This window comes from Adhaeribacter arboris (assembly GCF_003023845.1).
GTDB lineage: Bacteria > Bacteroidota > Bacteroidia > Cytophagales > Hymenobacteraceae > Adhaeribacter > Adhaeribacter arboris.
Window position 1 is genome coordinate 5,280,920 of record NZ_PYFT01000001.1, and the last position, 26,006, is coordinate 5,306,925.

Here is a 26,006-nt window from a genome sequence, read left to right on the forward strand (position 1 = left end):
AAAATACAGAATGCTCCAATATAACGAAACTGCTCTAGGATAAAATAGAACTTGATTAAAATTTAAGTTACCGGCAACCGGCCACTTCAAAATATTAAATTTTTATATTTTAACGGTTGATCCCCGATGGTGGAATTCACCTAGCTACCGGTACTAACGGAAATGAAATAACTACTGCCGGTGATCTTGTACACAAATGTATCATTAAACCGGGTTACCCCAAAAAGTGCACTAGTACCTAGAGAAATGATTTTAGACGTAACTTGTTAAAGGTACAATTAAAATTTATTTAGCTTCTATTGTTGAGAGATCGGATAATTTTGTTCCGTAGACTATTCTTTTTTGGGCTTTATTTCTTTAAAATGAAATTTCAAATCCAGGCAAGTTTCTATTATAACTACTTAAGTAATAATATATTTTTATATTATAGTATTTTTTGTTTTATTTTTGGTATAATTATGTGGTCAAAAGCTTTGCTCGAAAGTAGGAATATTCTTTCATCATCCTAAGTTAATAAAACGTAGCTTATTCCTTCGGTTAAGGACACTAGCGAGATCATAAAGTTTGCTTAATAAGAAAAAAATTTAAATTAATATACGTTAAAAGCTTTGTTCTATGTAAATCGAAAGTAGTTTTAGATACGCAAGTGCATTTAAGCCTGATTAAATTGTTTGAATGCTTACAATAGAACGAAGGTCTTATATAATAGCGGAACTGCGCGCAAACCGGCAGCCTTCTCTTTTCATCTGTTCATATGGTTGTTGGTTAGTTAATACTGTATCCTGTAATTATATGAAATATGCCATCAACTTTACCTGTAAAACTGCTTTCTAAAAGAAAGAATTGTTCTTATTCTTCTATTTCTAAAATTAGTATTTTCTTTTTAAGTGTATTTCTGCTGCAAGCAAATCGCACTTTTGCTCAATGGACACGTCGGCAAGATGCCTGGAAAAAACACGGGGAGCTTACCAGCATTTTATACAAAGGAAAGATTTATAATTTTACCGGCTTTGGCGTTTGGCCCGAAGCCGAAAGTTCCAGCGAGGTATACGATCCGGTTCTTAACCGCTGGACTCTGCTTGCCGCCATGCCGGACGGAAAAACGGTTACGCACCAAGGTGTCGCCCGGGTAGATGATAAAGTCTGGCATATTGGCGGCCGACTAAAAAATACGACCGGTCCTTTAACCAACGAGGTCTGGATTTATGATTTAAGCCAAAATAACTGGCAACCCGGTCCGTCGTTAAAAGATCCGGCTACCGGCGCTCCCATTTTGTGGGCGGCGGGTGGAGCGGCTTTGGTAGGGCGTACTTTACACGTTTTCGGGGGTTTTACTACCAATGCCTGCAACAACGACCAGGATAAGTACCACCTGACTTTAGACGTAGATAAATGGCTAACGGACCCGCAAAATACTACCTGGGAAAACAAGTTAACGCCCCTACCCATTAAGCGCAATCATGTTAGCACCACGGTATTAGGAGGTAAAATTTACGCGTTAGGCGGTCAGTTTGGGCACGATTGCAATGGTGGTCAGGACCAGAAATATTCGCACGTATACAATCCGCTTACCGACCAATGGACTCGTTTAACCGATTTGCCCAGTGTCCGCTCGCATTGCGAAGCCGCAATTTTTCCTTTGGATGGTAAAATATACATGGCCGGCGGCGATGGCGCTCAAAATAAAGTAACTGTCCTGAACCCTGATGCAAACGGGGGGCTCGGTTCCTGGTCGAATGTAGCGGCGTTGCAATTACCCAAAAATTACATTGGGGTTTCGGCCAAAGTAGTCGGTACTAAATTTATTATCTCGTGCGGCAAGTGGAGCTCCAGTGATACCCGTAAAGAAACTTACCAGGCTACTATTTCGCGGAGCATACCGTATAAATTTGGCTTTACGGCTAGTTGCCTGAGCAAAACCGTACCAGCCGGCGAGAAAACCACCCTAAAAAACTTACTTTTTACCGTAGAAGAGGAAAAAAACTATACCTTAACTTCGAATGCTAGCTGGTTAAAAATAACGAAAAATGCTACCGGGCTGGCTATTCCAACGGCGGTGGAGATAGAAGCTACCATTGATGCCACGGACTTAGCGCCGGGTAATTATCAGGCAATTGTTACCGTAAATGGAACGGGAGGCGCCCCTAATTTCACCAGTACCAGTTTTTGTGTAAACCTATCTATCCCCGGTGCCACGAACGGCCAAACTTTAACCGTAAATACAGTGGGTAACGGAACCGTATCTAAAACTCCGGATAAGCCTGCTTATAATTCCGGTGAATCGGTGGTTTTAGCAGCCTTGCCCGCTTCGGGTTACCAGTTTGCCGGTTGGAGCGGTGCCGTTACCAGCACGGTTAATCCGCTTACTTTAGTCATGAATAATAACCAAACTATTACCGCCAACTTCACGCGGATGGAAACGCTTCCTACTACCATTCGAATAAATGCGGGCGGTACTACGCAAACTATTAACGGAATAACCTGGTCGGGCTGTTCGGCTACTAACAGTTGCAGCAATTACGTAAAAGGCGGCGCCGCGTACACGCAAAAAAACTTGCCCTTTATTACCGGGGCCAGCTTCGATAACTTAAACCAAAGTATTTACCAAACCGAGTGGACCGGCGGTGGCGTAGGAACCGGAGCAGTACCCGTAGGCGCTACTGCTTTTTCTTATACCGTACCCGTATCTAATGGCGATTACCTGGTACGCCTCTACTTTACCGAGTTAAATAAAACCGGCGCTAATTTGCGCCAATTCGATGTAAAAATGGAGGGCAACTTATTGCTTTCTAACTTTGATGTGTTTGTAGAAGCGAATGGCATCCACAAAGCCATTAAACGCGAATTTCCGGTTAGTATTGCGGATGGAGCTATTACGATTGAGTTTATTCGCCGGATTGAAAATGCGAAAATAAGCGCCATTGAAATTATTCCCCGACAGGAAGCCAGCCAGAATATAAATCCTACGGCCAATGCCGGATCAGATCTGGTGGTAACCGCGGGAGCGGATGGTTGGGCCAGCGTTCCCTTAGATGGCACTGCCTCCCTCGATGCCGATGGATACCTGGTAGCTTACGCGTGGCGTTTAAATAATACGCTGCTGGCAACTAGCTCTAGTGCTACTATACCGCTGGAGGTGGGAACACATGAAATAACTTTAAGCGTGAAAGATAATGCCGGGGCAATGCATTCCGTTACCAAGCAAATTATTGTGGAACCTATGTCAGCTCCAGCGCCAAGTACATTAAGCCGGGTTCAGGTAATCAGCGCTTCTGCCCGCAAGGAAATTACGCCTGAAAAATCTATCCGTGAAGTTAGAGTATTCCCGAACCCAGTAAAATCAGGGCATAAAATTTACCTGAACGTAAGCCAGGCTGCTAAGCAGGAAAAATTTAAAATTACTTTACACGATATGGCCGGCCGAGTTATTCAAACCAGTGAGCTTGTGAGCGATTCCCGCGGAGTTATTCATGCCGAGTTTCCATTCGGCAAACCTATTCCAGCGGGCATGTATTTAGTAGAAGTGGTTTCTGCTTTACACAGAAGCCAATTAAAGTTATTACTAGAATAAAGCACAACAAAGCTTCACTTTGTACCGGAGCTACCATTAGAACACAAAAAAGAAAATACATAAAAGACTGAAGCCAGAAAAGCGGTAGCTAAGAAGAATCGACAGCAGTCGGGACAACGAGGACGGGCGTTGATTTTCCGGTGCCGTAAACATTTCGACGTGTAGGGGCGTGCTGCGCACGTTTCTACCAGAGAAAAGGAAAAAAGTAATAGCGGCCTCTCCTCCTCTGTTTTTAGGGGAGGTGCCCGGAGGGCGGAGGGGTAGAAGAGGCCCGCCGGCCTTGAGGCAAACTCAGCCTTGTCGAATAAGTTAGCACAAGAAATCGAAGACTTTAAAAGGATCCACCTAAAAGCAGTTATTCTAACTTTATTTCACTCCGGCTCATTAAAATAACCTCTACCTACTATTCGCTCTAATGCAGTTCGGCCATTTCTAATTGGTGGTATTCTTCGGTGATGCGTTTTTGCAGCTCAGCAGGAATAGGAGTATAATCGGCAAAATGATTGCGCACTTTGGCCCGGCCCTGGCTGATATTCCGCAAAGCCGACAAAAATTTATCTAATTCCGCTAAAGGAATACGGGCTCTTATTACCTGGGCATCTTTTTCACTTTCCATACTCAGAATAATACTGCGCCGGATTTGCAGCTCCGTCATGGCATCTCCCATAATAATCGCCGGCACCGAAACTTCTACTTCCTGGATGGGTTCCAGTAAGAGAGGTTCTGCCTGTAGAAAAGCGTCGCGGAATGCCATAGTACCGGCAATTTTAAAGGAAATATCGTTGCTATCTACCGGGTGCATCTTGCCATCGTATACGCTTACCCGCACGTCGCGGACGTAGGAACCAGTAAGCGGCCCCTGCGACATTTTCTCCATCACACCTTTTAAAATAGAAGGAATAAAACGCGCATCAATCACCCCACCCACGATGCAATTATTAAATACGAGTTTTCCGCCCCAAGGCAAATCGACTATTTCTGTTTCCCGCACCGGAAATTCTTTCACGGGAGGCATTCCTTCGTAATAAGGTTCAATTTTCAGGAACACTTCGCCAAACTGGCCGGCTCCACCCGATTGTTTCTTATGCCGGTACGAAGCAAGAGCTGCTTTCTGAATGGTTTCCCGGTAGGGAACTCGCACTTTCTGGAATTCTACGGGTATTTTCGATATATTCTCCAAGCGCCATTTCATTACGGCTAAATGCAATTCTCCCTGGGCTTCCAGAATAAACTGCTTCAATTCCTGGTTATATTCAATGCCAATCGTCTGATCTTCCAGGTGAACTTCGTTTAATAATTCACTTAATTTCTCTTCGTCTTGCTTGTTTTTGGCAATAATGGCCACCCGGGTTTTATAGGCCGGGAAAAATATAGGTTGCATACTGCCTTTGGCGCCCTTACCGTTGAGCGTATGATTGGTATAGGTATTTTTAAGTTTTAAGGTACAGCCAATATCGCCGGCTTTCAGTCTTTCAATGGGGTTTCGGTTTTTTCCATCCGCGATAAACAACTGACTAATTCGCTCAGTTGTATTGGTTTTTTCGTTGAACAACTCCATGCCGATGGCTACTTCCCCGGCCAGAACTTTAAAAAAAGACAAGCGCCCTAAATGCGGTTCAATCAAAGTTTTAAAGATAAACAGCCGGGTAGGAGCGTTCGGGTCGCAAGGTACTTTATGCCCATCTTCGGTACTACCGGCGGGCATATCTACCGCCGAAGGCGCTACATTATCAATAAAGCCCATCATCCGGCCGGTGCCCATGTCTTTTTTGGCGGATAAACAAAACACCGGGAATACCTGGTGTTTCATCATGCCTATTCTTAAACCTTCGCGCATTTCATCTTCGTCCAGGCTGCCTTTCTCAAAATATTGTTCCATTAAAGCTTCGTCGTTTTCGGCGGCTTTTTCTACCAGTTCGTTGTGCAGCGCATCGGCTCGTTCTTTTTCGCTGTCCGGGATAGGTAATTTTTCGGGTTTGCCGCCGCCGGTTGGAAATTGGTACATAACCATTTTTAGCAAATCAATAATGCCGTTAAAACCCAGACCCGCATTTAAGGGATATTGCATGACGGTTACCGCCGAACCAAGAAAGGCTTTGGCTTCTTCCAGAGTCTGGTTAAAATTGGCCTTATCCGTATCCAGTTGATTTACCGCCAGAATAGTGGGTTTGTTATACTGGTCTACGTAATCCCAGAGTACTTCGGTGCCTACTTCCACGCCGTTTTGCGCGTTTAGCACTAAAACAACGGTATCGCACACGGTAATAGAGGTAATTACTTCGCCAATAAAATCATCCAGACCAGGGGTATCAATAATGTTAATTTTATAATCCCGCCATTCGGTGTGCAAAGTAGAAGCGTACACAGAACTGCCCCGTTCCCGCTCTATTTCCTGGTAGTCCGAAATGGTATTTTTTTCTTCTACGGTTCCCCGCCGGTTAGTAATTCCGGCTTCAAACAGCATGGTTTCGGCCAAGGTGGTCTTGCCGCTTTTCGCAGAGCCAATCAGCACCACGTTTTTAATGTGTTTTTCGTCGTAAGCTTTCATAGAACAGCATTTTGAAGGTGATTTTTGCTTAAAAAACAGTTAAAAAAGAAAAATCTAAAAGCTGGCAATAACCTGGATATGAATCCTTTAAATTACTATCTTTTAAAGAAATATAAAACGAAAAGCAACTGTTTTCCTGGTTAGAATTATTTTAGCACTATCAAGCATAGAGTGTTTGAATTTAGAAAAAGGAAAGACGTGATTTTAAAGAAAGTTGATGGAGAAGCCAGGTGTACATAACTTCCCAAAGAAATTGCTTCAGGGTAATTAATAGTTAGGCTGCTACTGAAGTATGTATAACTTTTCTAAAGCTCGGAAAACTGCTTTTACAAACTCAGAGTTGCGTTACTTAGAGGGATTCTTTGCTTTATAAGATGGAAATAGTTCTTTAAATTTTTTATAAAATACTTATAAAAAATGGGTAACAAATAAGATCTTAACTTCCAGTACGAGCATAAAGCAATGGGATAAACGTTTTGGCGGCAGTGGCTACGAAGAAATCCGGATGGCTTTGCAAACGGCCGACGGGACTACTTGTTAGGCGGACGCTCGGAATCGGGAATTACTGGCTGGTGAAAGTAGCCCCGGAAAATACAGCTATAATGGTTGAGAGAGAACTATACTGGCAGAAGAACCCAAAGTAAAAACAGAGTTTAGCCCGCTAAAAGCTTATCCGAATCCAATAAAGGATAAGGTTACTACCAGCTTTATCTTGCCACATACGCAACCAGTAAGCCTAAAAGTGTATAATTCCCCAGGCCAGGAGATAGCCACTTTATACCAAGGCGAAGCCAAGGCCAATAAAGTATATGAAATAATTTGGCAACCCAAAACTAACCAGTTGAATAATATGTATATCCTCCGGTTGCAAACTTCGCACGTTGCTCATGCGCAGAGAATCCTGTTAACCAAGTAATCTTTGCTGCTTTTCCCAGCCGGTGATTCTATAATGTAGAAAATGCCGGTTGAAAAATAAAGCCTGATTGAAATAATCCGGACACGATCCTAAACAGCCACTTTTTAGACCGGTAATTTTAAGAAATGAGAAATCTAATCATCCTCTTTACACTAAGAGTGTGTTTAGAATTTTTAAGAGCTAATATTAAAAAGAAGGTAAAATATAAGTTTACTGATTTTTAAAAAGTTACATCATTCTGTTTCTGAATGGATGGCTCCAGTAGGCTGCCAACTGAAATTGAAGCAAGGGTTGAAGCCACTACTTTCACTAAGTAAGGGAAATATTTCCTAACAAAACGAGTGTTAAAAAGCTGACTCAAGGCAATCAACCGCATTCGTTAGATAATCTCTAATTGTACAACCTTTAAAATTTAAACATCCTCTAAGTTAGAATAAATTTTAATTCTATTTCTATAAGTCAAATTGGGGAAGTAGTAGTGAGGTAATAAGCTGGGCTGCTATGCTGCACAGAAGCATATATGAAATTTGCTTGTTAACTTCTACAAACTGCTTAATTCTTGCAATTCGGCATCGGTAAAGAGCCGCGACCGGATAATAAAACGTACACCCATTGGAATTTCTAAGGAAAAGCTGGAACCACGTCCGGGCGTTACATCTAGGGTTAACTGGGTATGTTTCCAGTACTCATACTGGTCGCGGGACATATAAAAGTTGCAGCCGTAAATTTCTTCGAGTAATACATCCGAGTCGCCAGTTCGAAATTCGCCGGCTTCAAAGCACATAGGTTGGGAGCCGTCGCAGCACCCGCCGCTCTGGTGAAACATTAACGGACCATTCCGCTGCCGGAGCGTATCAATTATTTCTTTGGCCTCTTCCGTGACTAATACTCTTTTTACTTCCATAATTTTTTAAATAAAAAGCCTGCCGGAGTAACGGCAGGCTAAAACAGGATTTAATTATTAAAAAAAACCTAGTTTGTTCTGGTTGTAAGAAATCAGCATGTTTTTGGTCTGCCGGTAATAGTTGAGCATCATTTTATGATTTTCGCGGCCAAAACCTGATTTTTTATATCCGCCAAATGGGGCGTGGGCCGGATACGTGTGGTAACAGTTTACCCAAACCCGACCAGCTTCAATAGCCTGGGGCATTTGATAAATTTCGAAAGAATCTCGGGTCCAGAGGCCGGCGCCTAAGCCGTACATAGTATCGTTGGCAATGGCAATGGCTTCTTCCGCAGTTTTAAAAGTAGTAACCGACGTTACCGGGCCAAAAATTTCTTCCTGAAAGATGCGCATCTTGTTATTGCCTTTAAAAATGGTAGGCTGAATGTAATAGCCCTTTTCGAGGCCACTGTTCAGGTTTGCCGGTCCACCACCGCAAAGTACTTCGGCGCCTTCTTGCTTACCAATATCTAAGTACGATAGTATTTTCTCGAACTGGTCGTTAGAAGCTTGGGCTCCCATCATGGTATCTTCAGCGAGCGGATGTCCCATTTTAATGGCTTTGGTGCGGGCAATGACCCGTTCCATAAATAGCTCGTAAATATCTTCCTGCACCAGAATCCGGGAGGGACAAGTACACACTTCGCCTTGATTTAAGGCAAACATAACGGCTCCTTCCACGCATTTATCGAAGAAAGCATCATCGGCATCGGCAATGCTTTTCATAAAAATATTCGGCGATTTACCGCCTGATTCCATGGTTACCGGCACCAGGTTTTCCGAAGCGTACTGCATAATTAAACGGCCGGTAGTGGTCTCCCCGGTAAAAGCTACCTTGGCTACCCGCGGCGATGAGGCTAACGGCTTACCGGCTTCTACGCCAAAACCAGTTACTACATTTAATACGCCGGGCGGCAAAATATCCTGAATTAATTCCATTAGCACCATAATGCTGGTGGGAGTTTGTTCGGCGGGTTTTACTACTACGGCGCAGCCAGCGGCTAAAGCCGGCGCTATTTTCCAGGTAGCCATGAGCAGCGGGAAGTTCCAGAGAATAATCTGACCCACCACGCCCAATGGTTCTTGCAGGTTAATGCTAATGGTAAATTCGTCGTGCTCCGAAAGGGTAATTTCATCGGCCCGGATAGCCCCGGCAAAGTACCGGAAATGGTCGATGCACAGCGGTAAGTCAGCCGCCCGTGTTTCCCGGATGGCTTTACCATTATCCACTGTTTCTACCCGGGCCAGGAATTCCAGGTTTTTTTCCATCACGTCGGCAATATCCAGGAGTAACTTGCTGCGGGTAGCCGCCGATGTTTTAGACCAGGTTTTAAAAGCAGTATGAGCAGCATCTAAAGCCCGTTCAATATCGGCTTTGGAACCGCGGGCAGCTTGCGTGAAAACTTTGCCGTCAATCAGCGAAATATTATCAAAATACTCGCCGGAGACAGGAGCTACTCATTCGCCCCCAATAAAATGGTCGTAGCGCTCTTTAAAGGTGGGGCGAGGAAGGACGGAGGATTTTTCCTGAATTAATTCTGCTTTTTCCATTGGTAAATCTTCGTTTTAGTGGATAAAAGAATTCCCAAGTTCAATCTTTTACATACCAATTGCTTTCACTATTATCGCAAAAAAGAGACTTATTGGCTCAATTTTATAAAATCATAGACAAGGTTTCCGGTTGTGTTATAAAGTTCCTATCTTTCTGAATAGCAGAAAAATATAGGTTGCAGCCGGTGCCGCTTCATCCAGAGCCATCCTTGTTTTCGCTCGTCGAAAACCGATCGGCCTATTCCCTGGAAAATTGCGAACTGAACGTGTTCGAAACGCACCAGTCGGCAGTTAACGTTAACTTGTCGTTTAAGGATTGGGTGCTCACGAGTATGCTGCGGGGTAAAAAGGTGATGCATCTTTTTAATAAACCGGCCTTCGAATATTTGCCCGGCGAATCGGTAATTGTACCTCCCCACGAAGTCATGAAAATTGATTTTCCGGAAGCGGAAAGAACTAATCCTACCCAGTGTGTTGCCTTAGCTATTTCGGCGGAACAGATTCGGCGTACCATTGATGCTTTAAACGAACGTTGCCCCAAAGCCGATAGCCAGGACCAATGGGGGTTAAATCAAAACTTTTTTCATTTAATAAATAACCAGGAACTAGCCGAAAGTATTAACCGGTTAATTCGGCTAAGTTTAAATGATAAAACCCGGGAAAAAGATATGCTGGCGGGGCTTACCCTGCGCGAGTTGTTGATTCGGTTAATGCAAACCCAGGCCCGGAAGCTTTTCGAATTAAATTACGCGCAACTATCGGGTAGTTACCGGTTTGCGCACGTTATGCAATACATAAAAGAAAATATTACCGCTAAGCTGGAGGTAGATAAACTAAGCGAACAAGCCTGCATGAGCCGCGCCAATTTCTTCAGGAAGTTTAAAGAACAGTTTGGCTATACGCCCGCCGATTATATTTTGCAGGAACGTTTACGATTGGCGAAAAAATACTTACAGAATCCTTTTAATAGTATTACCCAGGTTTGCTTTATGGCCGGCTTTCAGAATCTGCATTATTTTATCCGGGTTTTTAAAAAAGTAACCGGAAATACTCCTAAAGCTTACCAGCAACAATACAAGATAAATGAAGCATAAGCGTGAATAGCATTATTTTGCCGAGTACCAGAACTAAAGGTTATATAGTTGCTTATTAACGAAATACCAATTCAGAAAATACGCTAGTTTTTTTAAGAATGGTTGGGGTTGAAGTACTTTAATCCCACACTATGGCGCGGACGAAGCATAAGAGTAGCTCTACTTACTCTATTAAGAATTATAGTTTCATATGGCCCGTGCCTCAACACACGACTGCTCTTATAACTTTGTAAAGCACTCTTCCAGGCTAATAACAACTTGTTGCCATTTTAGGAGAAGAAAGGCCATGGAAGTAAACCTATACCATTGATAATTAATTTAAAACTGACGGTCCCGCCACAGGCGCGCGTCAATGTTAAAGGGAGAGGTGTTAATAACTTCTACGCGGGCGTACGCCAAGTGGCGCGGATGCAATAAGTAATTTTTGGATTCTACCACCACGGCCGAGGGTACTTCTAATGCCAGCACCTTTGGGTTCGCCAACCACTCGGCCAATGCCTGGTAATTAACCTGATATTCGGCTTCTTCACGCCAGTCCGGGGGGAGTTCCGGTAGAGGAACAGGCAATTCCGGTAAAGCTAAGGTTACTAAAAATAAGTGGGGTAAATCTTCGTAGGGCAAAGCAGGTAAGTGTACTAATTGCTCCAGTAAAGCTAATTCCGGACTCGCCGAAGTATACAAAATGCCTATCCCCGGTGGGTTCCAGCGGCCGCCGTAGCGCCGGGCTCCCTCCGTGGATAAAGGAGAATTTATAAAACGTTCTTTTACTAACCGATAAGCTACCACCGGTCGTTCGGTGGAAAGAGAAGTACTGCCTTCAGGCATAAATGCCGTGTTCCATTCGACCCAGGACGGCGTGCACCATCCCAAAACCAGTAGCGGTGTCCAGTAAAGCAAGTGGCGCCTGGCGCCGGAGTTCGGACAAGGGTATTCGTAACCATCGCCCTAAAACTTCCGCTCGCCCATCGAAAACATCCAATCCATGACGTAACAAGCCCTTTAGCAACAACAACCGTTCAGAAGCATTATTATCCAGCAAGGCTTCGGGCCGAAGCCGGTGCAAGGTTCGTTCGGAAAGATTAAGAATGCGCGCCATTTCTTTATCGGTGAGCCCCACTTGATGGGCTAATTCATCGGCTTTTCCGCGCGCTACGCCGGCACGAGCTTGCTCTACTACGGCAAAACTATCACCGGCAGTACCTGTTCCTAAGAGTAAATCCATAATCACTGTTTCTTGTCACTAATATAACTGCCATTTGGCACTAATGCAAATAACGCAAGCTTTAACCGGTAAGTTTCGCTACAAAAATTTCTATTTTATTCTTTTACCTAATTCTCTCAGTTCCATGCTTTCTTGGCTTTTTAAAGAAATTTTTCTAAGTTTAATGTATCTGCTCATTTTAAAAATTGAATTATGGAGCTTCAGGTAAACGGGGTAAAGCGTACGGCCAAAGCCACTCCGGAAACGAGTCTGTTAAGTGTTTTGCGCGACGAATTTGACCTGACGGGTACCAAGTACGGTTGCGGAGAAGGGCAATGCGGGGCTTGTACCGTATTGTTAGATGGAAAAGCAGTTCGCTCCTGCCGTACACCCATAAGTTCTCTTTCGGGTAAAGAAATTATTACCGTGGAAGGCTTGGAGAAAAACGGACGTTTGCACCCGGTGCAGGAAGCGTATTTAAAGGTAGATGTATTTCAATGCGGATATTGTGCTTCGGGTATGGTACTATCTACGGTAGCTTTGCTTAAAAATAATCCACATCCTACCCAGGAACAAATTATAGATTTTATGAACGGTAATATTTGCCGCTGTGGTACGTATCCCCGCATTCTGCAAGCCATTCAAGAAGCTGCCTCGCAAGCATAAGGAGAACAAACCCATGAAATCTAAAGAGATAGTAAATGACTCAGTAGCTAATCTGCCGGAACAATTAACTACTCCTTCCGGACAGGAAATGAGCCGACGGAAGTTTTTTAAATGGTTAGGTAGTGGCTTAGCAGTAGCCTTGGTATTACCAGATACATTGGTTCAAGCAGCACCCACTACAATTAATTTAGCCACTACAAAAGTTCCGGTCGAACAAATCGGGGCCTGGCTGCATATTGGCCAAGATAGTACCGTTACAGTTTTTACCGGAAAAGTAGAAGTAGGGCAAAACATTCGTACATCCTTGGCCCAGGTAGTAGCCGAAGAACTTCGGGTGACGGTAGCTTCGATAAAAATGATAATGGGCGATACCGACCTGGTGCCTTACGATGCCGGAACTTTTGGTAGTCGCAGTACTCCGGCTATGGGTAGTCAACTCCGGAAAGCGGCCGCTGCGGCTCGGGAAACTTTATTGGATATGGCCGCTCAGGAGTTAAAAGTAGATAAAAGCTCTCTGAAGGCAGCAGATGGCAGAGTCATGCATGTGGCTAGCCGTAAATCACTACGCTACGGCGAAGTGGTGAAGGGAAAACAAATGCTGCAAACTATTTCCGAAGAAATAACCGCCACTCCGGTAAATCAATGGAAAATTGCCGGAACCTCGGTGCCCAAAGTAAACGGACGCGATTTTTTAACCGGTAAACACAAATACGTTTCAGATTTGAAACTACCAGGAATGGTATACGGCAAAATTCTGCGCCCCCCTGCCTACGGCGCTACCCTGGAAACAGTAGATGCAAGTGCCGCTAAAGCCATAACGGGAGTTACCGTAGTACACGAAGGTGATTTCGTAGGGGTTACAGCTCCTGACGTAGCCACTGCTAACAAGGCAATAGCAGCGATTAAAGCCCAATGGAAAACAACCCCTCAGCCTTCCCGTCCGGAAATATTTACCTATTTAAAAAGTAAGGCCACGGCTGGTCAGGAAAGCGGTCGCGATGCGGGCATTAACAAAGGTAATATTCAACAAGGCCTGGCTACCGCTGATAAAACCATGAAAGAAACGTACCAGGTAGATTACATTGCCCATGCCCCTATGGAACCCCGGGCGGCTCTGGCCTACTGGGAAAATGGAAACCTTACCGTTTATACGGGTACGCAACGGCCGTTTGGCGTACAAAGCGATTTAGCCGAAGAATTTAAAATTCCGGAAGAAAAAGTGCGGGTAATTATGCCCGATACCGGTTCGGCTTACGGCGGCAAGCATTCCGGTGAGGCAGCCCTGGAAGCTGCCCGGCTGGCGAAAGCTATCGGCAAACCCGTAAAACTAACCTGGACCCGCCCGGAAGAATTTACCTGGGCTTACTTCCGGCCAGCCGGTGTAATAGAGGTAAGCAGCGGCGTGAAGAACGATGGTACCCTTACAACCTGGGAGTTTCATAATTATAACTCGGGTGGGTCGGGCATGCATACGCCTTACGAAGTACAAAACCAACAGATTCAATACCACCCATCCGATTCGCCTTTAAAGCAAGGCTCTTACCGCGGACTAGCCGCCACGGCCAATATTTTTGTGCTGGAATCACAAATGAACGATTTGGCGCAATTAGTCAACCAAGACCCGCTAGCCTTCCGGTTACAGAATTTAAAAGACCCGCGTTTACGGGCTGTTTTAGAAGCGGCCGCTAAAGCTTTTAACTGGGGTAGAATTAAACCCGCTCCAGGCCATGGTTTCGGAATAGCCGGTGGTACCGAAAAAGGCGGCTTTACCGCTACCTGCGCCGAAGTAGCCATTGACCAAACCAGCGGGCAAGTAAAAGTAATTCGCACAGTTACTGCTTTTGAATGCGGCGCCGTTATTAATCCCGAGCACTTAGATAACCAGATTATGGGAGCCATTGTGCAAGGGCTGGGCGGAGCCTTGTTTGAAGCCATGGAGTTTGAAAACGGCAAAATTTTAAATCCTACCTTTGCGCAATATCGGGTACCGCGGTTCAAGGATATTCCCACTATTCAGATTATTCAGCTTAACCGAACGGATTTGCCTTCGGTGGGTGCCGGCGAAGCGCCCATTGTCGCCATTGCGCCCGCTATCCGAAACGCCATTGCCGATGCTACCGGTTTAAAATTAAAAACCTTGCCTTTAGCCCCGCAAGGTTTATCGGCGTATTTGAAGAAAAGCTGAAGTACATGGTAAGTAGGAGAAAAAAAGTTCTCTAAAGATAGAACTATGATACAGCAGAAGTTTAGCTTAATAGAGGATGCCTTTAAGTTCATTACCATAAAGATAAACTAATACCAAATAGTAAAAAGTAGCCGCCATAGCCGACTACTCCCCTCGGCTGATCGTTGGAACCTTTTCAAGTCTCCATGCTCTGGTGCTATCTAGTTGGAGAAGTAACCCGTTTGCCTCGGGGCCGGCGGGCCCCGTTTAACTCTTCCAGGCGGTCTAAGCTTCCTTCTCTCCTTCGTCGAGATGCCTCGTTCCTCGGCACCGGAACCTTCGATAATACCCAATCGCTTCAAGTAGCTGCCATAACGCAGGATATGAAACCCGGCGGGTTGGCGCAATTTTTTAAATCAACCTGATGGAAGGTAACTCATACTATTGGGTAGTAATTTATTTCCCGCAAGGTGAGTAACCACAATCGCTATAAAATAACTGTAGTTTCCGGCAAAAAAGCTTCAAGCTAAAGGCGAAAACTATTTTTAAAATTTTCTCTGTTGGTAGGTAACAATCAATCTGTGCGCCGGATGTATTGATGAAAGTAAAGTTTAAAAGGAAGTTATGTATTCAACCTTTTGAATACGGTCTAGTGTTAGTCAAATAACCTTAAATATTATAGTAACCAAATAAAGTTAGTACATTGTTAAATTAATTTTTAGAACAGATTGAATGGATGAAGTGATAGGTGAAGGTATTCCAAACTTATTTCTAATTCCTTATTTCTAATTTTTAATTTGACAGTTTAGGTTAACTTTAAATAAGGCTACAAAAAAATATTTGATTTCTGTTCCTGACAGGTGATTAGATACTTTTTATTTCCATTCCGAGCTAATAAAAACTACAGGGATTACTTTATTACTTAGCAAAAAGTAACAGACTGGCAGGCATCAATACATGCGGTCTTAAAAGTTGAAGAATACTTTTTCTCCTAAATCAAAATTACCTATGCCTATTTAATCAATTCCTTTTAACATACATACTGCAGATCAGTATGGCGAAAAAGGTGCTTTGTTCTAAGAATATTTAATCTAATTTATACTTAATGGTGGTTACTAATATGCTGAGTAACGTCCTGGATTGGACGTACCGGCTCTTGCAACAATATAAATCAAGGGAACAATTATTAACTGCCTACCACTTACTGCAGCAATCGGTATTCGAAGCAGAACGCAAGCAGCAGGCAGAACAAATTAAAGCTTTGCAGCTGGAAAAAGAACTACAAATTCACCGGGAACGCTTAGGCCGTGATCTGCACGATGGCTTAGGCTCTCAACTCACGCACTTAATTTCCCGCCTCGACATACTGGTTTACCTGGGAAATCCGGATGTTAACCAGTTAGTACGCTTATGCGAATTTGCCCGCGAAATGAACCAGACCCTGCGCGAAACCATCTGGCTTTTAGACCGGGGAACAGTGACCCTGGAAACATTCGGTTCTCGCCTGCACGGTATATTACTTAAAATAGGGGAAGACCGGGAAGTTCCGGAACTTCGCTGGCAGCTCCGGAACTCGCCGGATAACCCGGTCCTATCGCCCTTAATAGCTTTGCACCTGATCCGTATCACCCAGGAAGCTACGAATAACGCCCTAAAATATGCCATAGCTACGCAGGTAAGTGTTAACCTGGCTGTTGATAAAACTAATTTGTTGCTGACTATTACCGACAATGGACAGGGCTTTGATGCCCGCACAACCAGCAAGGGATTTGGCCTGACCAACATGCGCAAACGGACCGAAGAGGTGAAAGGTAACTTTAATCTGCAAACTAGTCGTTCCGGTACAAAAATTCGGGTAATTATACCGTTAAATACCTGAAAAATACGGCAAATTGCGTATTTACAAGGGTAATTATCTGCTTTATATTTGAAGGAAAAAAAGGTAACCATTAACTCTTTGCTGATGACTGCTACTTCTGTTGGCCTCGTTGAAGATAATACGCAGCTGGCGCGGGATATCCGGGAGAAATTGGCTTTGAGCGAAGAAACCAACGTGGTGCTGGAAGCCCGGAACGGATTAGAGTTGCTGGAGTTGCTGGCAAAAGGCCCAATTCCCCAGGTAGTGCTCATGGATATTGGCATGCCCGGCATGGACGGGATTGAAGCTACCAAGCTGGCCAAACAGAAATACCCGGACCTGAAAATTGTCATGCTGACGGTGATGGATAACGAGCAGAAACTTTTTGAAGCCTTACAAGCCGGAGCTTCGGGTTATCTGCTCAAAGATGCCCGACCCCACCATTTGCTGAATGCCATTGGCGAGGTATTGGAAGGCAGTTTACCCCTTTCGCCGAGCCTGGCGAATATGGTTTTGAATTATTTACTGGAAAAGGAACCACGGCGAAAGCCACCACTTCCCGGAACAGAAAATTTAACGAGGCGGGAAATGGAAGTATTGGAATTATTAAAACAGGGTTCAACGGTAAAGCAGATTGCCGCCCAACTATTTATTTCCGATAAAACCGTGCGCAAGCACATCGAACATATTTACGAAAAACTGCAAATACATTCCCGAACCAAATTGTAACGCAGCAAACAGTAATTGCCAGAGAAAGCAGGCAGCCGATTTCTTGAATTTTCCTCTGTTGGTGAAATACTGAAGTAAGAAGGGAAAAGTAAAGAAATATAGGAAAATGCTAACTTCAAATGTGAGTTGTGATTTGTTAAAAAATTGAATACTAGGCATTCAATCACAAAACAATGAACAGATGAAATTATAATCTGTAAAACGGAATGATATTATAAAATAGCGCAAAAAATACTTAAAAATCAGTATTGAGCGGGAGTAAATAACCGGTTATAATTACACAAAAAAGAATAATCCCTTAATAAATTGACTACAAGATTAAAAAATACTTCCCAAAAGGAAGGCGGTTGTTTATTGCCTTTCCGCAAGGATTTATAACAATTGGTGGCGAATAACTAGCTACAAAAACCCCCTTTTGAAAGGGATATGGGGATGATTGGTGCTAGTCTCTTAACACAGAAAAGACAGGCATTGCCAAGAGAGTAAAGATTCTTTTACCCAAATTAAGATTAACTTTTTATACAACTAGAAAGACCATGAAATGAAAATTTTACTAGTCATAAAGCCATTGAATTCATTCACAAGCCATGAAAAATATATGCTTATTAGGTAAGGGTAACGGCTGGATATTGGCGGCCCTGTTTATCCTGGTAGGTCTTTTTGCTGCACCCGCCACTGCCCAAAAAATCAAGAACGATAAACTCCGGACAACTTACTACAAAACTCCCCTGCTAGCGCTCACGCCCAAGTATAGTTCTTACTCCATTGAATATGATTGCGGTGATAGGATAGTACTGGCCGGCGAGTGGCCTCAGTTATCCAGCTTGGAATTTAAGAAAGCCGACGGTGATTTAAACCTGAAAATGCGTGTAAAAAGTGTGTACAGTGCCGATAAAGTGCTAAAGCTAGATCAAAGTGATGGCAAACAAAGAGGCTACTACAATGTGACCTATAAAGCCGATTACGGGTACGATTTAGTAGACAAAGCCAGTGGCAATGTCATTGCTTCTTACAAAAGAGCGGGTGGCGTATTTAGCACGCCGTCTTTTGATTCCAAAACGGAAATGAACATGTACATGAAAAATGCCTTGGAGTCTGACCTAATTAAATACCTGGTGGAGAAAGTAAATGACCGGGTAAGCTACGATTTGGTACCAAACAAATACGCCGTACGCTTAGTAGCCAATACCGTTGAAGGCACCGCCCCCGCTTACCAGGAAATATACAAAGCTTCCGCCAATTTATGGCGGCTATTGCCAGTTCCCAACCCGATAAAGAAAAACTACAGTAAGCCGCCACCGTGTGGGAAAACCATTTGAAGAATGTAAAATGGGAAGATAAGAAAGCGAAATAAACAAGAAGGTAGGCATGGCCTTGCTCGAGAATCTCTGTGCCACTTACCTGCTCCTCGAAGATTACCTTAAACTAAATTTAGCGGCAGAGTTAGCCGACAGCAAAAACAAAGGACTCTTGGCCGATTTTTCTAATCTAACCTTTGATATTGGTGGCAAATATCCTGGCCCTTGTTCCTATATCAAAACCACTATCAAAAAAGGCAGAATTGCCCGTGATTACGACCTAATTTTGGCGAGTTTGCAGAGGATTTAGTATCGAAGAAGTGAGGAATATCCATATAACATATGAAGCAAGCAGAAAAAAAGAAGTATTAGATTGCTTGAAGCGAGGATCACTAGTAAAGCAAAAAAATAAATAATTCAAATCACTAATTAAAAGTAAAAAAATCAAAATGGAAACAGAACAACCTAGAGATGAAGTAAATAAAGTAAATGAAACATTACAGACTACGACAGATACAGGAAATAATGAAAGTGAAATACTTGATGAACAAGTAAAGAACATTATCAATCCTATTACAACTACTAGAAAGGGTAAAGCTAAAAGTTCAAGGACAACAAAAAACAGCATTTACTTAGTAGTGGCATTGTTATTTATTGTTTTCATAGTTTTATACAATAATCAGGAATGGTTTATTACTAACAATGCTCTGCTAATACAATTTTATGGTTTATTGTGGGTTGCATTTACTTTTTGGTTAATCAGATGGATATTTACCAATGACTTGTTAAATCCAAAAAGAGAGATGATAGCCCATGGAGAAGGAGATCCCCCACCTGATCTTGTAAGAAAAAGAGGATTCTTAGATTTCTTTGTTGGCGATGATGGACGTTATAGTATGGTTCGATTGCAAGTAGTAGCCTGGGCATATATAATTATTAGTTATCAGGTTGCAGTTTTAATTGCACTTAAAATTAATTACAAAGCTGGTTTAATGGATTTTAAACCAGTGTTTACAGAAGAAGTTTTATGGTTATTAGGCTTAAGCCTTGCAAGTTATGTTTCTATCAAAGGGATAACAGCAGCAAAATCCGAGGGTAATTCAATTCAAAGAGCAACCCCTAAATTAGCTGATTTCATTACTGCAGATAATGGATTGGACTTTAGTAAATTTCAAATGTTTATTTGGACATTAATTGCCATAATTACCTTTTTAGCACAGGGTACCCCATTCATAGTTGCAGCAAGGAATTATAACGATAGGACTTTAATCAATAGGTTATTTGAAGTACCAGATAATAATAAGGATAAACCGCCAGTCCCTTTGCCATCCTTGCCTTGGTCTTTTGTTGTATTAATGGGGTTAAGCCAAGGTGCTTTTGTAGGAAAAAGGCTTGTTCCTACTTTTAAGATTAGTGAAGCTAAAGATAAGCGTAAACTTGAAATTGAAGAATTAAAATTAGCTAGTCAGAATAAAATTAAACTTCTTGAAGAATCATTAATTTTAAAAAAAGATGACCCAGCAATAATTAAAGAACTATTTGAGAATAAAACTAAATTGAGTGATTTGGACCGTGAATTAAAAGAGCTTGAATCAATTACTTAAAATTTAGCTATTGTTTCTTCAAAAGGGTTCTAAATTTAAATAGTATAAAATATTAAAAGCAAAAAGAAATTAATATATAAACAAAAAATGTTTTTATAAAAAATATAATTATGGCTGACGCAAAAATAATAAGTTCTTTTGTGAATTTCAAAACTAATGAAGGTCCCATTACTATTGAAGTAACAAGCGGATTCGCATCATTAGGGACATTTATACTTTCTTGTTCAAAAGTAGATGATTTTGATTTCAAAGAGTTTGGAAAAGATCCCAAAAGAATCGATGATAGTATATTGGATATTTTCCAAGTTCCAATTGATCTGAAAGTAATTAGTAAATATGAAGTTGCCATTTTAGGTAAATATGCACCTGCTCCAGGGCATGAGCAAATTAAAGTAAATTATAAGTTTATTCAAAACAATAAAGAATTAGTAATAACTCCTCCAGGTAGTAATATTATTGAAGAAAAATCCGATGAGCCGTTTAAAAGGTACACTAATTTTTTTAAGTTCGAAGAAAACGGATAATAAATTTTTAAACAAAGAACATGAAAAAACTGTCATTATTTACTTTAATTATTATATCTGCCTTTACTTTAAGAGCTCAAGATAATTCAAAAAGTATCGCTGAAGCCACTAATTTTGCTGTGCCGTCATCACCTGCGTTTTTACTACTTGATGTTAATCCTACTAAAGTAAATAAACCAGGTTTTGCCCGTGATTTTAAATTTGATTGGGTGTTCCAAGGCGAAGGTTTAGCCCCAAATATTGCAATTGAGGCTCAACCTATTTGGCTATTATTTTACGATAAAACTAGTTTGAAGAATTATCAAGATCAGGATTGGCTTCCTAGGACACTTTCTACATTGAGCGTTTCACTTGGAACTGTAGAGCAGGAAAATGTAAGCTCTTTAGCATTTGCTTTTAAAATAAATTTATACAGAGAGGCTGATCCTATAATGGACAATGCTTATATCAATAAAATAGCTCCTGTCTTTAGTGATAAAAATTTAGAATTAAGAATAGCATCTTTAGAAGCAAAAAAAGAACGAACAGGTGCATTAGACCAAAGTGAGCAGAGTGAGTATGGTTTATTGATTCTAAATAGAAACACCCTTGATGAAAAAGAAAGAGAAAGAATTAAGGAAGCACAAAAGCAATATATCAAAGATAATTGGAATGCCACATTGGTAGATATTGGTTATGGAAGGTCGTATAATTATAATAATGCTAATTTTAATAATTTGGATTTTATAAGTAGTGGAAGTGGATTATGGATAAATGCGTGTAAAGGTTTTGGTAGAAGGACTCTCATCTCTGGATTATTAAAATATACCGATGTTGCTAGAAAAGAACAATATATGGGTGGTATAAATTTTCGGTATGGAAGCTCTAAGGTCAACTTCTTTGCAGAATGTGTTTACGAGAATATACCTGGAGAAGAAAGTAAAAGAGTGGATAGATATACATTAGCATACGGAGGTGACTATAGAATTCAACAGAATATTGCTCTACAATTTGGAGTTAGAACAGAATACAACAAAGATTTCAATTTAAATCAATTACGCCCTGTTGTGAATTTAAATTATATTTTAAATAAAGATTAACAAACAGTTTTAAGATAAATTTATTTCAGATTTCAACTTACTGAAAGTAGGTTTAACTTTTTAAAGGTTTTGAAAAACCAAAAAATAATCACTGATTACTGCTCTATACTGAATTTAATGTATTCCAAAGCGGCTGAGTTTTTCCAATAATTATACAGTTAAATAACTCTTGAAATTCTATGTGAGTTATTTACCTTTTTTCTGTAAACAAATGTCTCAATTTCAAATTGACCACTTAATTTTGGATTTTTTGTGCCGGCGGAACAGGTTTTCTTTACCTCCTGAAGAAATGATTTTCTTAGGAGTACGAGGAGCCATGCCGGTAAATCCAGACCAACCTGCTTTTGCTGGTTCACACCAATTAATTTTGACTTCTATCGACCATCAGCATCCTCGGTGCACTTTGGTGCAATGGTTGCCATCCCAGCAAAAGCTGGCTGTTTATCCGGGTAGTACCGTTCCTCACCAAAGATATATCCGGCAGGCCAGAGCCGATGGTGGAGCAGGTGCCAACCAATTGGTAACCGGGTATTACAAAGACTACCGCAAAGGAGACCATAACCTAGATTCGCCTACCCGGCATCGTGCCTTCCGGCAGATGGAGGCCCGGTACGTACAGCGAACCATTGATGATTTGGTTTATAAAACGGATGACCGGATGGAATTTAATAACCCTTTTGATAACCTCCATGCCGCTTGGTGCATGGGTGTAAACCACCCCGATTTTGCTAGCGCCGGATGCCAGGTGGTGGTAGGCTATCCGCACTGCGTAAAGCGAGGTGCATTGCCCGACAGTGGTCCGTGGGCTAGTTTTGTAGATAATGCTTATAAATTAGCTCAGGACCGGTTCCCCTATGTACTGCTTACCGGTCAGGATTATTTCCGGGCTGCTGCCGGCAATCTAGATGTCTCGGATTATCGGTTGCGGTTTGGTTCGGTTGGCAATGAGGTTAGAGAATTGCAAATGCGCCTGAAAAACAAACGTTTTTATGAAGGTATTATTGATGACCAATTCGGTCCGCGTACCATGAGTGCCGTATTTACTTTTCAGCGTGCTTCATTTGGTGCCGATGCGGCTGATGGTATTGTAGAACCAGTTACTTTAAGTGCTTTATAAAAGTAAGCTGATTGTTAAAAATACGAATGACAATAAATTGGATCAATTAATTAAAGCTTTTGACACTTCTAAAATTAAGGACAAGATTGATAAATATTACATCATTATAATTATTAAATAAATATAAGTATCTCAGTCTAAGTCTTTAAAGTTAATTCCTGCTGAATTTAATCACTATTTTGGTATAAGAGAAAACAATTTTGATAATAAGTTCGAATTTTTGATACTATTTTCAAAAATTTATAGGCAAAACCTACAGATTTATGTGGTAAGTATCCTTACTATTTATCAATTAATAAGGGTTAGTTATACATTTTGATCTAGTGAAGTTTACGATAATTTTGTGAAATTGATAATCAATCAAGATAGAAGCACTAGGACCATTGAAACTCAAAAATTTGCAGGTATTTTAGGTGTAAGAGATTCTACGAAAGTTTCTGTTAGAAATACTGATTCAAAAAATACTTTAGAAAAAAATAAATAGAACAGGAAGGACTCCAACAAAGGCCGCCTTCTTCAGGGTTGAACAGAAAAATAGAATCTGAATAGTTTTATTCCCATTTTAATAAGACTACAATAAAGCCTTCTGAATAAATAATGATGTATCATGGATTTAGGGTTAAAAGATATTGGATTTACATTTATTGTGGGAGCTATAACAATTTTGGGCTTTGAACTTATTCTTTTTTATTTTCTTAATACAAACATTACTGGTTTTTTTTCTGGTAAAATCGGCTTAGGTGTTGCACCAAAAAAGTCTAAACTTAATGCTAATACTACAGGATCAAATAATCAAATGGAAAGTATAATTGGAACGAGCGGGTTTCTTTTATTAAGTTTTACAATAGGAATAATAGTTGAAGATGCATCATATAAATTTATGGATCCTGATAAAATCCCGATTTTTGAAGAATGGTTGTCAAATATCTATCCTCAGAGAAAAAAAATGGATGTAGCTAGTGTTCATGTGTTAATGAATGATTGTGATAAACTGATACCTAATTCATTAGGAAAGGATTTAGCAAGAGTAAATGCATTTACTAAAGGGCTATATCATCCAGATTCATATAAAAGAGATACTATCAATCAAATAGAACAATGGTTTGTCAACTCCAATCCGGAAAGTTCACCTATAAGGATGTGGCCTAAGTTTAACAAGTCAGTAGAAGGAGCAATTAAGGGGTTGTATTACGTTGCTAAAAATACTGTTTTCTTAAAAGAAAATTATTACGATGAGTTAAAAAGAATCCAAAACAGAATCGATCTATCAAGATCATTATTAATTTTATCAGTAATTTACTTTTTTATATCTCTGCCTTTTGCAATTATAGCTTTATTTTATAAAGGATCAAATAGAATACCCCTTAGAAGTTATTTAATTGTATATATAACTTTTTTATCAGCTTGGTATTTCTCTAACTTAGCTTATAGAAGAGAGTCAGAAGAATTTAACAAAAGAGTATTTGGCTATTTTTCAACTATGTTATTAAATGAAAGACTATTTAAAAGTGAAGGTAAATAATTTATTTTAAGAAGAATATAGCACAAGCAGTTCATACAACTTAAAAGTAGTTAATTCATAGTACAATAATATAAAGCCATTATGGATGGAAAAATATACCTCCAGAAATATTGTACTCTCTTAAGTTTTATGATAGAACAGCTTTCTAGCTTAGAGTATTACTAATCATTTTAGGTCTGTTAGCTATTATATCATCAACCTTTGTAACTGCTCTCCTGGATAAGGGTTATGTTAGCAATTTTGTAATTCAGATCTTATCCTTTGTTTTTGCTATCACAATCGCAATCATTTCAGCTTTCGGGATAAGTACCAAAGGTATTAATGCAAGACGAGCATATAGGGTATTACTAAATGCTATACTGTTATACAAATCAGATAAATTAGATATTGAAGGTTTAATCAAGATGCATTTCCAAGCAGAGGAAATTTTAGGTTCAGTAGATTTTACTTCTAAATGAAATTGATCAATACTTTTTATGGATGATAATACGAAGAACATACTTGAAGTGGCTTTTCAAGGTATTCAAGCGACTGTATTAATTGCAAGTGCGTTTTGGGCTTATTTTCGTTTTCGGCAAGAAACGCCTTTACACCCACGAATTGAATTTGACGTTAAATGCGTTCTTTATGGACCTCACCTTAATAATTATCTAGCTACTTTTACAATTACAGCTAACAATAAAGGTAATGTTGAGCACAGATTTAGTGAAATTCGGTTAAAGGTGCTAGGAATAAAAAATAATGAACCTTTAACCGAACATATAGAATTTACCCCTTTAATTAATTTTCCAGATAAAATAATTAGAGGAGTAAATATAGTACCATCTAGTTTCGGATATTTTTTTGTGAGACCTAGCGTAAATCAAACTTTTAATTATGCAATTAAAATTCCGGAACATTATCGTTTTATACTTGTTAGAGCTACTTTTAAATACCAGCAAAATGGCGATCTTCATACGGCTGAAAGAGTATTCGAAGTGAAAGCAGAAACAAACCAACACATTCAATTATAATTTTAAAGTGTCACTATATTTAATTTAGGTTTTAATGGCTTTTAAAATAATTAAAGCCTGAAACGTTATTGTTAGTTGGTTATAACTCACATGCTGTTAAATATGAAAGTTGAAATAGTAGATAAAGATGTTCGGTTTTATAACTATATAGTGGATGTGCTAGCTATCATATTTTTAACTTTATTCTTATCAGTATTCGCTAATTATTTTTTATATATCTACTCTACCCTTATCTTTCTTTGATTTTAGGTAGTCTACTTTGTATATTATTTTACCATGGAATACAGTTGCCACAAAACTTTAGGTAAAATGGTGACCAAAACAGTCGTTGTCCATAAGAGTGGAAGAGAACCTTCCTTAGGTAATTATATTGTTAGAACTTTTTTTAGAATTGCCACATTAGACGTTATTTCCTTTTTACTAGGAACTAAGATTGGCATGCATGATATGCTTTCTAATACGAGGGTAGTTAAAATTCAATAGTAAGAAGTTTTAAGCATTTATTTGTTTATAAAATTTCCAAACGGGAGTTATACCTTTTACTAAAGGTACAATTGTCGAAAGGTTCTTGGAGCAATTAAGAAGTAAACATGTAAATTCAAGGCTCG

Annotated in this window: 20 protein-coding genes and 2 pseudogenes; 17 read left to right on the plus strand and 5 right to left on the minus strand. The window is 40.6% G+C overall.

Translation table 11 applies throughout. The features are described 5' to 3' along the window. Positions 1-799 precede the first annotated feature (799 nt). A complete protein-coding gene (locus AHMF7605_RS21420; protein ID WP_106932053.1) occupies positions 800-3,571 on the plus strand; it encodes a malectin domain-containing carbohydrate-binding protein in 2,772 nt (923 codons plus the stop codon). Between the two features lie 412 nt (positions 3,572-3,983). On the opposite strand, the gene AHMF7605_RS21425 is transcribed toward AHMF7605_RS21420, so the two are convergent. Next, on the minus strand, positions 3,984-6,119 hold the full coding sequence (locus tag AHMF7605_RS21425; protein ID WP_106932054.1) for an elongation factor G: 2,136 nt from the start codon (positions 6,117-6,119) through the stop codon (positions 3,984-3,986). Between the two features lie 622 nt (positions 6,120-6,741). On the opposite strand from AHMF7605_RS21425, the gene AHMF7605_RS21430 reads away from it, so the two are divergent. Next, the gene (locus AHMF7605_RS21430) at positions 6,742-7,035 is read left to right on the plus strand and encodes a T9SS type A sorting domain-containing protein (RefSeq protein ID WP_262512392.1); all 294 of its coding nucleotides are present in this window, start codon (positions 6,742-6,744) and stop codon (positions 7,033-7,035) included. A gap of 541 nt (positions 7,036-7,576) precedes the next feature. On the opposite strand, the gene AHMF7605_RS21435 is transcribed toward AHMF7605_RS21430, so the two are convergent. Together AHMF7605_RS21435 and AHMF7605_RS21440 are read right to left on the minus strand one after the other, a co-directional pair. Further along, on the minus strand, positions 7,577-7,939 hold the full coding sequence (locus tag AHMF7605_RS21435) for a DUF779 domain-containing protein (protein WP_106932056.1): 363 nt from the start codon (positions 7,937-7,939) through the stop codon (positions 7,577-7,579). A 57-nt stretch (positions 7,940-7,996) separates the two neighbouring features. Then, a pseudogene (locus AHMF7605_RS21440) lies at positions 7,997-9,529 on the minus strand (aldehyde dehydrogenase family protein). 185 nt (positions 9,530-9,714) lie between these two features. Here AHMF7605_RS21440 and AHMF7605_RS21445 point away from each other — a divergent pair. Continuing rightward, positions 9,715-10,623, plus strand: a complete 909-nt coding sequence (locus AHMF7605_RS21445) for an AraC family transcriptional regulator (RefSeq protein WP_233219214.1) — start codon at positions 9,715-9,717, stop codon at positions 10,621-10,623. A gap of 318 nt (positions 10,624-10,941) precedes the next feature. Here AHMF7605_RS21445 and AHMF7605_RS21450 read toward each other — a convergent pair whose 3' ends face one another. Both AHMF7605_RS21450 and parS read right to left on the minus strand, forming a co-directional pair. Continuing rightward, positions 10,942-11,448, minus strand: a complete 507-nt coding sequence (locus AHMF7605_RS21450; RefSeq protein WP_106932058.1) for an RES family NAD+ phosphorylase — start codon at positions 11,446-11,448, stop codon at positions 10,942-10,944. Next, a complete protein-coding gene (parS, locus tag AHMF7605_RS21455; RefSeq protein WP_106932059.1) occupies positions 11,441-11,845 on the minus strand; it encodes a type II RES/Xre toxin-antitoxin system antitoxin in 405 nt (134 codons plus the stop codon). The genes AHMF7605_RS21450 and parS overlap by 8 nt, the downstream gene beginning before the upstream one ends. Positions 11,846-12,037: 192 nt before the next feature. On the opposite strand from parS, the gene AHMF7605_RS21460 reads away from it, so the two are divergent. The 14 genes and pseudogenes from AHMF7605_RS21460 to AHMF7605_RS31165 form a co-directional block, all read left to right on the plus strand. After that, on the plus strand, positions 12,038-12,490 hold the full coding sequence (locus tag AHMF7605_RS21460; protein WP_106932060.1) for a (2Fe-2S)-binding protein: 453 nt from the start codon (positions 12,038-12,040) through the stop codon (positions 12,488-12,490). Positions 12,491-12,503: 13 nt separating this feature from the next. Continuing rightward, on the plus strand, positions 12,504-14,675 hold the full coding sequence (locus AHMF7605_RS21465) for a xanthine dehydrogenase family protein molybdopterin-binding subunit (RefSeq protein ID WP_199200285.1): 2,172 nt from the start codon (positions 12,504-12,506) through the stop codon (positions 14,673-14,675). A gap of 185 nt (positions 14,676-14,860) precedes the next feature. Further along, positions 14,861-15,079, plus strand: coding sequence for a hypothetical protein (locus AHMF7605_RS21470; protein WP_106932061.1), 219 nt, complete (start codon positions 14,861-14,863; stop codon positions 15,077-15,079). A gap of 680 nt (positions 15,080-15,759) precedes the next feature. Beyond that, positions 15,760-16,533 carry a sensor histidine kinase gene (locus tag AHMF7605_RS21475; protein ID WP_106932062.1) on the plus strand — a complete coding sequence of 258 codons (774 nt, stop codon included), beginning with the start codon at positions 15,760-15,762 and terminating at the stop codon, positions 16,531-16,533. 84 nt (positions 16,534-16,617) lie between these two features. Continuing rightward, entirely contained in the window at positions 16,618-17,241 is a 624-nt protein-coding gene (locus AHMF7605_RS21480; RefSeq protein ID WP_146153640.1) for a response regulator, read from the plus strand. 587 nt (positions 17,242-17,828) lie between these two features. Continuing rightward, on the plus strand, positions 17,829-18,560 hold the full coding sequence (locus tag AHMF7605_RS21485) for a hypothetical protein (protein ID WP_106932064.1): 732 nt from the start codon (positions 17,829-17,831) through the stop codon (positions 18,558-18,560). 49 nt (positions 18,561-18,609) lie between these two features. Beyond that, entirely contained in the window at positions 18,610-18,849 is a 240-nt protein-coding gene (locus AHMF7605_RS21490) for a hypothetical protein (RefSeq protein WP_106932065.1), read from the plus strand. Between the two features lie 139 nt (positions 18,850-18,988). Further along, positions 18,989-20,143 carry a hypothetical protein gene (locus tag AHMF7605_RS21495; protein WP_106932066.1) on the plus strand — a complete coding sequence of 385 codons (1,155 nt, stop codon included), beginning with the start codon at positions 18,989-18,991 and terminating at the stop codon, positions 20,141-20,143. A gap of 110 nt (positions 20,144-20,253) precedes the next feature. Next, positions 20,254-20,667 carry a hypothetical protein gene (locus AHMF7605_RS21500; protein ID WP_106932067.1) on the plus strand — a complete coding sequence of 138 codons (414 nt, stop codon included), beginning with the start codon at positions 20,254-20,256 and terminating at the stop codon, positions 20,665-20,667. 20 nt (positions 20,668-20,687) lie between these two features. Next, a complete protein-coding gene (locus AHMF7605_RS21505) occupies positions 20,688-21,746 on the plus strand; it encodes a hypothetical protein (RefSeq protein ID WP_106932068.1) in 1,059 nt (352 codons plus the stop codon). A 289-nt stretch (positions 21,747-22,035) separates the two neighbouring features. Further along, positions 22,036-22,863, plus strand: a complete 828-nt coding sequence (locus AHMF7605_RS21510; protein ID WP_158267580.1) for a peptidoglycan-binding domain-containing protein — start codon at positions 22,036-22,038, stop codon at positions 22,861-22,863. Between the two features lie 607 nt (positions 22,864-23,470). Continuing rightward, positions 23,471-24,385, plus strand: a complete 915-nt coding sequence (locus tag AHMF7605_RS21515) for a hypothetical protein (RefSeq protein WP_106932070.1) — start codon at positions 23,471-23,473, stop codon at positions 24,383-24,385. A gap of 476 nt (positions 24,386-24,861) precedes the next feature. Next, positions 24,862-25,398 (plus strand): hypothetical protein, encoded by a 537-nt coding sequence (locus AHMF7605_RS21525; protein ID WP_106932072.1) that lies wholly within the window; start codon positions 24,862-24,864, stop codon positions 25,396-25,398. Positions 25,399-25,659: 261 nt separating this feature from the next. Beyond that, a pseudogene (locus AHMF7605_RS31165) lies at positions 25,660-25,881 on the plus strand (RDD family protein); the annotation flags it as partial. Between the last annotated feature and the right edge of the window lie 125 nt (positions 25,882-26,006).